Origin of the sequence: Ileibacterium valens, assembly GCF_001945525.1 — a bacterium.
Classification (GTDB): Bacteria; Bacillota_I; Bacilli_A; order Erysipelotrichales; family Erysipelotrichaceae; genus Ileibacterium; species Ileibacterium valens.
In genome coordinates this window covers 1-10356 of record NZ_MPJW01000221.1, presented here as the reverse complement: position 1 = coordinate 10356, position 10356 = coordinate 1, and the positions used below count along the sequence as shown (strand labels likewise).

The following is a 10356-nucleotide window of genomic DNA, read 5'->3' as shown; positions in this document are numbered from 1 at the left end:
GGGAAGAGAGAATGGAGCAGTGGCAAACGGCCCTGAATCGAGTTATAGTGTGTTTGGTAATTTTGTTTATTGAGCATGAACATATTTTACCAAAAAAGGCACCTCATCCATTACGGATCAGGTGCCTCTTTTTATTTTTGGACTGTCAGAAATTTAACAGCCCCTTTTTTTAGGTTAGTAAATCCATCAAAACCATTTGAAATGAAAAAAAAGCGAATTGGCCAGCTTACAGTCCAATTCGCTTCTTCTAGATATTTCTAATTCGGTCTTTGGTTTATTACTTTGCTTCAGATTGATCTGCGTTTTCCTGAACAGATTGATCATCCGGATTATCTGAATCATTTTGCAAGTCAGAAGATGACTCAGTCTGATCTGTATCCGGGTTTGAATGGGCTGAATTTTCATCAACTTCTTCAGGTGGAATTGAAGATGCAAAGGTTGGCTGATCATCAGAGAAATGGATTTCGATCGTATAGTTTTCTCTGAGTTCCGGAATCATTTCAAGCAGCTGCGTCAGTGACCTTTGGGTTTCAGCTTTTGCTTCTTCAATGACATTCTTTTCATCGAGTTCTTTAAGAATGGTCTGTTTTTGAACTGTTGCAAAATCAAGATAATCCTGAATGGAAATTGGATTCAGAAGGTTCATCGATTCATCATAAATCTCAATGCTTTCTTCTTCAATCGTATTTGAAATGACTTCTATAGGCGGACAGTCCACAATGACCTTGTTATTGCGAACTGTGATTTCCAGGTCTCTGGCATTGATTCCAAGCTTGACCTGACCCTGATAAGTCAGCAGAAAGTTCTTTTGAGTAAACGGAATCTGCCAGCCGTTTATTTCATGCGAATTTTCAAATTTTCCAACTTTGGCATAGTTGTATTCCGTTGTAATCAGATCACTCGCATTTTCGATTGAGTTTTTTAGCATCGTGGAATTAATCGAAGTACTTGTCGATGGCCGTGAAGTAAAAAAGAGCCATAACAGAAGAAAAAGACAGATAATAAATCCGAATATGGTCCATACAGCCGAAGTTCTCAATTTTTTCATACCAAAATATTAGCACAAACTATTCTATGTTCCTGTAAATTCAATAAACCAATTGCGATTGCGTAAAAATTTCATCAGAAACTTGCTTTTTACACTTTCAATTTTGAAAAATCTGAATATCATAGGAATAGATGGATAAATCAGATAAAAATCAGATTTAGTCTTCTCTTTGTATGATCTTGAGTTCATTTGATAAATCCAAAGAAATATACAGACGATTTGATCTGAAAATGGATCCGCAAATTCATATATGGAGTATAAAGAGCTCATTTATGATGCAGTAACAATGAAATGAAATCAATTACTCTGAACGGCTGAAACAGCAGGATAAATAGGAATGAATCAGGAATCGGCTGGAATTTTAAACATAGAATCCGTGAGGAATATTAAATAAAGCTATAATATTTGGATAGGAAACAGATCAATCAATAAAATCAGAAATTTACTGGATCCTAAATCGATCCAATGTTCAAAAAAAACAGGTGAAAAATATGAACAAACAGGAATTCAAAAAAGAAATTGAAGCTTTATCCATTCCAATCTCCGATACGCAGCTCGAACAGTTTGAAGAGTATGCAAGATTATTAAAAGAATGGAATGAAAAAATGAATCTGACGGCAATTACAGAAGATTCAGAAATCTGGGAAAAGCACTTTTATGACTCCATTCGTCCTTTTGAAAAGGCAGAATTCAAAACGCTTTGTGATGTGGGCAGTGGTGCAGGATTTCCAGGAATTCCTTTAGCGATCCTTTTCCCGGATCGAACATTTACTTTGGTTGAACCTTTGGGCAAGCGCTGCAAATTCCTCGAAGAAGTAAAAAAACAGCTGAACCTTCACAATGTCAGGATTGAAAATGCCAGAGCAGAAGATTATGCCCGGGATCATCGGGAAGAATTTGATGCCGTCAGCGCCAGAGCGGTCGCACGTTTGTCAATTCTTTTAGAGCTTTGTGTTCCATTATTGAAGAAAGGCGGAACGTTCATTGCCTTAAAAGGCCGAAATGGTATGGAAGAACTGACTCAGGCTGCTCCTGCCTTAAGGGAACTGAAAGTAAGTCTCGATCATACCGACGCTTTTGAACTAGAACATGAGTCCGGGCGAATCGTTTTCTTCTTTACCAAGAATGCGAAAACACCCGCAAAATATCCAAGAAACTATGGAATGATTAAGAAAAAGCCAATGGAGGAAGTCCAATGAGCCGTGTGATTGCCGTAAGCAACCAGAAAGGCGGAGTGGGAAAGACCACGACTGCCATCAACCTGGCATCGGGTCTTGCCCGTCATGGAAAGAAAGTATTGTTAATTGATTTTGATTCGCAGGGCAATGCGACAAGTGGTCTCAATGCTCTGGATTCAGGAATCGTCAACACCATTTACAATGTCATTTTAGAAAACGTGCCGGCCAGTGAAGCGATCGTTCATAAGACGAGTCCGGATATCGACATTATTCCGGCGGCCATTTCTCTGGCTGGTGCAGATCTTGAAATGGATAAGATGGGTCCAGGCAAAGAGCACTTGTTAAAGAAGGCCATTGAACCTATTCGTGATGATTACGACTATATCTTTATTGATTGTCCGCCAAGTCTGGGGCTGTTGAATACCAATGCGCTGACGGCTGCGGACAGCGTTCTGATTCCTGTTCAGTGTGAATATTACGCTTTGGAAGGAGTCACCCAGTTGTTGCTAACCATTCGTCTGGTTCAGCAGACAAGCAATCGGGCATTGAGCATTGAAGGGATCCTGATGACGATGTTCGATATTCGAACCCGGCTGTCTGTTGAAGTTTCTCAGGAAGTAAGACAGACATTCGGCAAGCTGGTTTATCAGAATTCGATTCCAAGAAATGTCAAACTGTCTGAGGCACCAAGCCGCGGTTTATCCATTTTTGAATATGATCCAAGAAGTAATGGAGCAGCAGCCTATATGGAGCTGTCCAAAGAAATTTTACATATTAATGAAAGGGAAAGACGGGCATGAGTTCAAGTTCAAGACTTGGCAAGGGACTCTCAACCATTTTTGGAACGGATGTCTCACAAATGCTTGATGACATCCAGAATGGTCAGATTGAAACCGGGGTATCTGAACAGATTCGAATCCCCGTCGCTGATATTCGTCCCAACCCTTATCAGCCAAGAAAAATATTTGATGAAGGTGCATTAGAGGATCTGGCTTCATCGATTAAAACCCATGGAGTATTTACTCCCATTCTTGTGCGCAAGAGTGTTCGCGGATACGATTTGATCGCGGGTGAAAGAAGACTTCGGGCCAGCAAACTAGCAGGTCAGATCAACATTCCAGCGATAGTTGTTGATTTTGATGACCAGCAAATGATGGAAATCTCTTTGCTTGAGAACATTCAGCGTGAGAATCTGAATGTGATTGAAGAAGCAAGAGCCTATGATCAGCTGATCAAGACGTATCATTACACACAGGAGCAGGTTTCAAGCCGGGTTGGTAAATCAAGAGAACATGTCACCAATCTTTTAAGACTATTGAGACTTCCTGAAGATGTTCAGCAATATGTTGTTGAAAAGAAACTGTCAATGGGACACGTCCGGGCTCTTTTAGGAGCGGGAGAACCGGCTTTGATGAGAAAGCTGGCTACTCAGGCGATTGAAGAGGGATGGTCTGTTCGTAAAATGGAACAGGCAGTCCGTGAGGCCGTTCAAAAGAAAAAGCACCCATTAACGCCAGTAATTACTCAGCCTGATCCAATGGATAACATTTATGTTCAGGAAGCTCATCGCCAGCTTGAAGATTTCTTTCAGACTCCTGTGAAAATCAAACCAAATTCGATACAGATTCATTTTGAAGATGAAAATGATCTTACCCGAATTCTTGAAAAACTTTCTCTGATCGAAGACGGTGGCGAAGTCGAGTAATCCAGAATCTGAAAATAAATCAAATGAATTCGGAATAAAAAAATGAGGTCAGAATCCGCATTGATTCTGGCCTTGTTCGTGTTTTTCCAACTGTTTATTGTTTTTGCTTTGATTGGCGGTATTTAATGAAGCATAACCATAAAGGATCAATCCAGAGTGACTGTTCCGGTTTTTCGAAATTCTGAAAGCATTGATTTGATTTTTTTTAACGTGGCATCCAGTCCGTGATCTCTCTGGTATTCGAGCAGGTAGACTAACTGCTTTTCAGTATCCGGATGAAACATGGTGATTGCCTGATTCTTCCTGTAGTATTCAAGAGCAGAAGAATCATTGTATTTGTCCTTTAAATACGTCATGCTTGCAGCGGTTCGATCACAGAACATTTCCGCAACATAGTTAAAGGGCATCTTTACAGGAAAAATTCCGTCTTTATTGTGGTCAAGCCAGTATTCCCAGTGGTGCTTGTTTCGACCCTTATGATGAAGCCAGGAGGTCGAACAGCCTTCAGCTTCTTTTTGAGCATCGATGGGTGACCGATATCCCTGGTAATATTTAAATCCGGTTTTGAGTTCTTCCCATGAATACTTGGAAAGATCGTGCAGAAGTCCCTGTTTGATCAGTCCGCACCGAAAACACAGGGAAGTAACTTTTGCTTTATGCCGATTGATTGTAGAAAGATGTCCGATTATTTTTTGCGATTGATTCATACCTAAAAGCATACTCTTGAATGAATAAAACATAAAACAAAGAAGAATATAAAAGCAGATTGAAATCCCGACTCTTTGAAAGGCTTGAACCAGGTTTAAAAAGATAGAAAAAAGAATTCGAATCTCTTTACTTCTCGACAAATATCCTGATACAATGCTTTGGCACTTACTTTAAACCCGCACAAGGGGTTTAAGGCGGAAGGAGGTACGCGACGTGAAAAAAGGAATTCACCCAAACTACCATACTGTTAAAGTTGTTTGCTCTTCTTGCGGTAACACTTTTGAATCCGGTTCAACCATCAAAGGTGATACTCTGCGTGTAGATACCTGCAGCAACTGCCATCCTTTCTTTACTGGACGTCAGCGTTTTGCGGCTGCTCAGGGAAGAATTGAGAAATTTAACAGAAAATATGGCCGTAAAGACGACAACAAGTAAGGGATCAACCTTATTCACCAGCTGTTCTCCAGCTGGTTTTTTTTCGTTTTGTACAATCTATTTACCATTTTTAACAAAAAGCTCTCAAATACAGGAAAATTTGGGAGCTTTTTTTATTTCCGGTGGATAAGAAAGTATGAAAACAAAATGTTTAAGATGTCTGAATGAAGATTTAACCCTCTTTGGAAACGATCAGGGAATTCTTTACTGTCGAAGATGCATTCAATTTGGACGATTGAATCTTGGCGATCAGGATCCAGTTCCAATTTTAAAAAAATTTGCAGTGAGCAAAGATTCCTGGTTAAAACCAGATCAAGAAGATCAAAGAGAAAAGAAGAACTCTATTTCAATTCAGGAAAATGCATCGGTTTACAAACCTAAATTGAAATTTGAACTAACTCCATTTCAAAAGAAGATTTCCAGACAGGCTTTAGAGGCGGTCTTGTCTCATAAAGATTGTTTTATTTACGCAGCAGCTGGATCAGGTAAAACCGAAATCGTCTTAGAAAGCATCAGTACCTACTTAAAAAATGGGAAATCAGTCTGTTTTGCGATTTCAAGAAGACAGGTGGTTTTAGAGATTGCGGATCGAATGACTGCTTATTTTCCGGATTTGAAAGTGAGTGCAGTTTGTGAGGGATATCCCGAAAATAAGGAAGATTTATATGACAGTGATCTGATTGTCTGCACAATGCATCAGTTGTATCGCTATCCGCATTCTTTTGATCTGCTGATCATGGATGAAGTGGATGCATTTCCATATGCCGGAAATGAAACTCTGCAGGCTATCACCCTTCGCGCCTGTAAAGGGGAAAGGCTTTTATTATCCGCTACACCAGATGCAGAGATTATGGATGCGATTGAACAGAAAAAGATGGTTCTTTGCGAACTGTTTCAACGACCGCATGGCAAACCATTGTGTGTTCCCAAGATTAAAAAATGTTCAAAGTGGATGCAGTCTTTCCTGATTGCAGTCGAGTGCAAAAGACTGATCCATGAAAAAAAGCAGATTCTTGTTTTTGTCCCCAGAAAGATTGATGGAAAATGGCTGAAACTTTTTTTATCCCTGATTGGCCCCTGCGAATTGATTCATTCTCAGATTGAAGATAAGGATATGATCATGAATCGCTTTCGAAAGAAGGAATATCCAATTCTGGTTACAACGACTTTACTTGAACGGGGAATCACAGTTCCGGATGTTCAGGTTCTGGTGTATCGATCAGATCATTCTGTGTTTACCTGCGCTTCATTAATACAGATCTTTGGAAGAGTCGGACGGGCTTTTAATAATCCATATGGAGAAGGAATCTGTTATTGCGAAAGCAAATCTCAACCCATGAAGGAATGTGTATCTATTCTCAGACGAATGAATGCCTCTTTACAAGCTGAGTTATACGAGGATGAAGATTGATGAAAAAGCGAAGGCAAACCAGAATCAAACGAAAACGGATGAGGACAGGTCGTAATAAAAATCGGAATAAAGATCGGAATAAAAATAGAAATGGGATAAAACAACAGAAAAATCAGAACTGGATGAATCCATCCAGCAAAATATATAACAAAATAAATAAAGTCTCTGAAATGGTCAGAGTTTTCTGCAAACCATTGGATCTCTATTTAGCTGCACATTTTCCGTCATTAAAACAGATTGAGAAGCAGATCAATACAATTGAAGTTTCGCATTCTCGATGCTTATGGTGTCAGAAAGAAATGGAAGAATGTTTTGATGCCAGATGGATTTTCTTTGCAGATCAGAGTCTCTGTCAGGAATGTCAGGACAAAATTTTTAAGAAGAATAAGCCAGATCGGATAAAAATTCATCAGGTACTAAAACAGAAGGGATGGACTCAAAGAAGAAAATCTTCAAAAAGAAAGAAGCATTCTGATAAATTCTATTTTCGACAGGATTTATCTTTGTCAGATCAAGAAGAATCAGGACCACTTTCTCTGTTTGAAAAGACAGAAGATCTTCAATCCATGTTTGAACAGTTCACATTTTTGAATGACCGAGTGCTCAATCGATGTTTTCTTGAACATGAACAGAATCTGATCAAAGAGCTGAAACATTGCGCTATCTATACCCTTGAAATCATGGATTCAAAATGGCTGAGCAAAGGGTATGCTCCAATCTCTGAGATCTTCAGATCACAGAACTGTTTTGTTTTTCCATTATTAATCATGGATGAAAGAAATCAAATCGTACCTGCCAGTCATATTCAGAAGGTAAAACCAAAGCAGAAAGCAAACCATGGAAGATTAAATAAAAAGACAGAAGCAATCAGAAAACACAGACAGACTGAAAAGATAAAGAAGAAAAGAATAACTGTTTTTCTGACCGAACCAGACATAAGCAGGCAGGATCATGACTTAAGGATGAATTTGGTCGATCAGTTCTTTGATGACATCAAACCGGATCTGATCATAACCCTGTTCTAGAATCAAGGCTGCTCAGACTTGCTCCTCAAAAAAATGAATAAAAACTTGATCAGTACAACAGATAAAAAGAGAGACTGCTTTCAGAAGACGATATTTTATTGAATTGCAATTTGGAGCAGACCAAATTGAAATTTCTAAAATAGATTTACTTTTGCATTGCTTCTTCAGGTTGTATGATCAATTTTGGCACTCTGACAATCTGAGGTACATTTGTTAGAATACAGAAAAAAGGGGGGATGGTTCTGTGAACGATAGAGATGAATTTGATGTTCTGGACTCACTTCTGGACTCCATCAATAACGATGATACGATGGAAAAGAAGATTAATGATTTTGCCAGAACAAAACAAAGAAAGAAACGAATTGAACGTGCCAGAGAAACTTCAGCCGATTTTCAGTCGAAATTCTCCACAGAAGCCAGACAGAAAGAACGCGAAGAAAGGATGAATGATCTGCTTTCTCCATCCTGGAAAGGCGTTCCTGTCGAATCGGAGTCTCATTCATCATTGGATCCGGAGGAGGCTGGTGGAAGTACCAGAGTTGTATCCAGTTCTCTTCAACGCAGCAGCAATAATCAAAATGAACAATCCAGTGGACAGGCTCAGGCTGCTGATCCGGGTGATGGAACCATTGTATTTAAAAAGGCAAAACCGGTGAATGAATCTGAAGCAGGAATAGAAAGAACTCGCGTGATAAACCTGGAAGATGAAGGGGATGATTCCACGGTTTATATGAACGAGGATGAAATTCAAAATCTGCTGGAGCAGGATGAGCCAATTTTAAAAAGAGAATACATTCGTTCCGATCAGGGAAGTTATGATGCTGAACCAGAACGTTACAGCTCAAGATATTCAGGTTCGCCAGATGGCGGAGGTTATGGGCCCAAAAAAGTATCCTGGAAACTTCCTGTGACAGTTTTTGGAGTGATTTTAGGAGCATTTCTGATATATGGTGGGTTTCAGTTTTTCACGAATTATTTTTCGAATTTAGATACAGAAAAAATAGAAGAACGTAAACGTCTTTTTGATCAGGTGATGGATTGGGCTGAAAAATATGATACGTATTCAGAAGAAGATCAGAAGAAAATCGCTGAATTCGAAAAAATGTTTAATAAGCTCGATGATGAACAGAAAAGAAAAATCAACGAGGTTCTCATGTCCATGACTGGAAAGAATTTCGATGAACTGCTTGCACTGGCCAAATCAGATAAGAAGCAGGATTCCAATTCAAATATGACTCAGATCGCAGAAAAGAAAGGCGAACTGAAACAGAAAATTGAGGATCTTAAGGGAAGCATTGCTAAGAAGCAGGAAGAATACAACGAACAAGTTCGAAAAATCAATGCGGCTTATCAGGCCTGGCAGGACGCTATAGCTGACTATGACAAAGCAACTGAAAATTATAATAATGCGAATGTTCCGGTAAATAATACAGATCGGATTAATGAGCTGGCTTCTGCACTGACTGAACTGAACACTCAGCTGAGTGATCTTCAAGGTAAGTTGTCAAATCTGGAAAACACGCCTGGTGATGATGAAGATGATAACGAGGATGAAGATAATCCAGGAAATAACCAGACTGAGATTAATGATCTCAAAAGTCAGATTCAGGCGGTTCAGGATAAGATTAACGAAAATAAAAATGAACAGAACCGCTTGACTGAGGAAATGAATACTCCGAATCCAGATGCAGCTTATTTTAAAGGAATTATGGATTCTGCCAAGCTGACTATGGATCAGAAGAAAGATGAATATGATCAGATTAATGGTTCTGATGCTCCTATTAAGTCAGATCTTGACGCTCTTAATTCACAGCTTGCTGAATATCAGAGAGAACTTGAATCCTTAGATTGATTTCTGCTTGTTTTAAATCTCATACTTTTTTGCTTTTTCTTCTAAATAATCAGAAGATCTTAACCAGACATCTTTATCGATGCTGGATTAAGATCTTTTTTTACTTTTCTTTATGGCTTTAGTCAGTATTTACAAGATCTGAAGATATCCAAATAATAATTAAAAAACAATCAAAGATTATAATTCAAACTATATGAATGATAACTATGGCTATTTTGATGTCTTATCTTCTGAAAGTTATTGACTTTAAGCAGAAAGCATCATGATCAGGTTAAGTGATTGAAGAGAAAAGAGGTTTATCCAGGATTAATCGCAGCATTTCGATTCATTGTTCTGAGTCATTTCATATAAATCATCTGTCTTTCTATATATTTCATACATAAATAAAAATATTAAAAAAACGTAAACGAATTTGTTTCGAAACATGATTTGACGGTGGATAAGAAATACGAAAGCGCAGGCGATCATCATGATATACAAAAAACAAATGACTCCGGTTGCCCAGACCATTGTGAATGCTTAAAATCGTGCAAAGTATGATACGGAAGCCAAAAAAATCCTGGCTCATCGAGAAATTCTCAGTTGGTTTCTTACGGTGCCATTGTGCCCCTGAATAAATGCAGTCCGGAAGAAATCGCTGTGGGAATTGGCCCGGAAATATCCGTTAAAAAAATTCCACTTGAACCAGGAAATTCGAATCTTCTCCAGAATAAAAATGACAATCAATCCAAAGTAAATTCAGCCAGACAGAAAAATTCTAATGCCGTTCTTAGATGTGTTATAAACAATCTAATCACCCTATTTTATGGATGAGGGGGGGCTTGTCAAATGTCAAAATATGAGAATTAAACAAATGTATAAAATTATCAATGTCGTTAAGTTAAGGAGTGTCTTCCATGCGGAATTCGCTCCTCGTTTTTTTGATTTTTAACACAAGCAGTGGAGTTGCTCCAAAAGTTTATAAATTATCCGAATATAGCACTTGACAGACCGA

At 38.7% G+C, this 10356-nt stretch carries 9 protein-coding genes; 7 read left to right on the top strand and 2 right to left on the bottom strand.

Translation table 11 applies throughout. The features are described 5' to 3' along the window. Positions 1-277: 277 nt before the first annotated feature. Positions 278-1048, bottom strand: coding sequence for a DUF4230 domain-containing protein (locus BO222_RS11095; RefSeq protein ID WP_075820846.1), 771 nt, complete (start codon positions 1046-1048; stop codon positions 278-280). 491 nt (positions 1049-1539) lie between these two features. Between BO222_RS11095 and rsmG the strand changes: the two genes are divergently transcribed. Genes rsmG through BO222_RS11075 form a run of 3 tightly spaced genes read left to right on the top strand, consistent with a single transcriptional unit; the run spans position 1540 to position 3931 of the window. Beyond that, on the top strand, positions 1540-2247 hold the full coding sequence (gene rsmG / locus BO222_RS11085; protein ID WP_075820844.1) for a 16S rRNA (guanine(527)-N(7))-methyltransferase RsmG: 708 nt from the start codon (positions 1540-1542) through the stop codon (positions 2245-2247). Next, positions 2244-3026 (top strand): ParA family protein, encoded by a 783-nt coding sequence (locus BO222_RS11080; RefSeq protein WP_075820843.1) that lies wholly within the window; start codon positions 2244-2246, stop codon positions 3024-3026. The genes rsmG and BO222_RS11080 overlap by 4 nt, the downstream gene beginning before the upstream one ends. Continuing rightward, the gene (locus BO222_RS11075; protein ID WP_075820842.1) at positions 3023-3931 is read left to right on the top strand and encodes a ParB/RepB/Spo0J family partition protein; all 909 of its coding nucleotides are present in this window, start codon (positions 3023-3025) and stop codon (positions 3929-3931) included. Before BO222_RS11080 ends, BO222_RS11075 begins: the two co-directional genes overlap by 4 nt. Positions 3932-4077: 146 nt before the next feature. Here the strand turns inward: BO222_RS11075 and BO222_RS11070 are convergent, their stop codons facing one another. Continuing rightward, on the bottom strand, positions 4078-4638 hold the full coding sequence (locus BO222_RS11070) for a DUF5662 family protein (protein WP_075820847.1): 561 nt from the start codon (positions 4636-4638) through the stop codon (positions 4078-4080). Positions 4639-4852: 214 nt separating this feature from the next. On the opposite strand from BO222_RS11070, the gene rpmE reads away from it, so the two are divergent. The 4 genes from rpmE (at position 4853) to BO222_RS11050 (ending at position 9362) form a co-directional block, all read left to right on the top strand. Next, positions 4853-5074 carry a 50S ribosomal protein L31 gene (gene rpmE / locus BO222_RS11065; RefSeq protein WP_075820841.1) on the top strand — a complete coding sequence of 74 codons (222 nt, stop codon included), beginning with the start codon at positions 4853-4855 and terminating at the stop codon, positions 5072-5074. 136 nt (positions 5075-5210) lie between these two features. Further along, positions 5211-6485 (top strand): helicase-related protein, encoded by a 1275-nt coding sequence (locus tag BO222_RS11060; protein WP_075820840.1) that lies wholly within the window; start codon positions 5211-5213, stop codon positions 6483-6485. A 170-nt stretch (positions 6486-6655) separates the two neighbouring features. After that, positions 6656-7510 carry a hypothetical protein gene (locus tag BO222_RS11055; RefSeq protein ID WP_143357017.1) on the top strand — a complete coding sequence of 285 codons (855 nt, stop codon included), beginning with the start codon at positions 6656-6658 and terminating at the stop codon, positions 7508-7510. A gap of 244 nt (positions 7511-7754) precedes the next feature. Continuing rightward, positions 7755-9362 (top strand): GumC domain-containing protein, encoded by a 1608-nt coding sequence (locus BO222_RS11050; protein WP_075820838.1) that lies wholly within the window; start codon positions 7755-7757, stop codon positions 9360-9362. Positions 9363-10356: the final 994 nt, after the last annotated feature.

What these genes read in the sequence shown, in the direction of transcription:
- BO222_RS11095 (WP_075820846.1), bottom strand. Translation starts at nt 1,048, where the DNA reads ATGAAAAAATTGAGAACTTCGGCTGTATGGACCATATTCGGATTTATT.
- rsmG (WP_075820844.1), top strand. Translation starts at nt 1,540, where the DNA reads ATGAACAAACAGGAATTCAAAAAAGAAATTGAAGCTTTATCCATTCCA.
- BO222_RS11055 (WP_143357017.1), top strand. Translation starts at nt 6,656, where the DNA reads ATGGTCAGAGTTTTCTGCAAACCATTGGATCTCTATTTAGCTGCACAT.
- BO222_RS11080 (WP_075820843.1), top strand. Translation starts at nt 2,244, where the DNA reads ATGAGCCGTGTGATTGCCGTAAGCAACCAGAAAGGCGGAGTGGGAAAG.
- BO222_RS11060 (WP_075820840.1), top strand. Translation starts at nt 5,211, where the DNA reads ATGAAAACAAAATGTTTAAGATGTCTGAATGAAGATTTAACCCTCTTT.
- BO222_RS11070 (WP_075820847.1), bottom strand. Translation starts at nt 4,638, where the DNA reads ATGAATCAATCGCAAAAAATAATCGGACATCTTTCTACAATCAATCGG.
- BO222_RS11075 (WP_075820842.1), top strand. Translation starts at nt 3,023, where the DNA reads ATGAGTTCAAGTTCAAGACTTGGCAAGGGACTCTCAACCATTTTTGGA.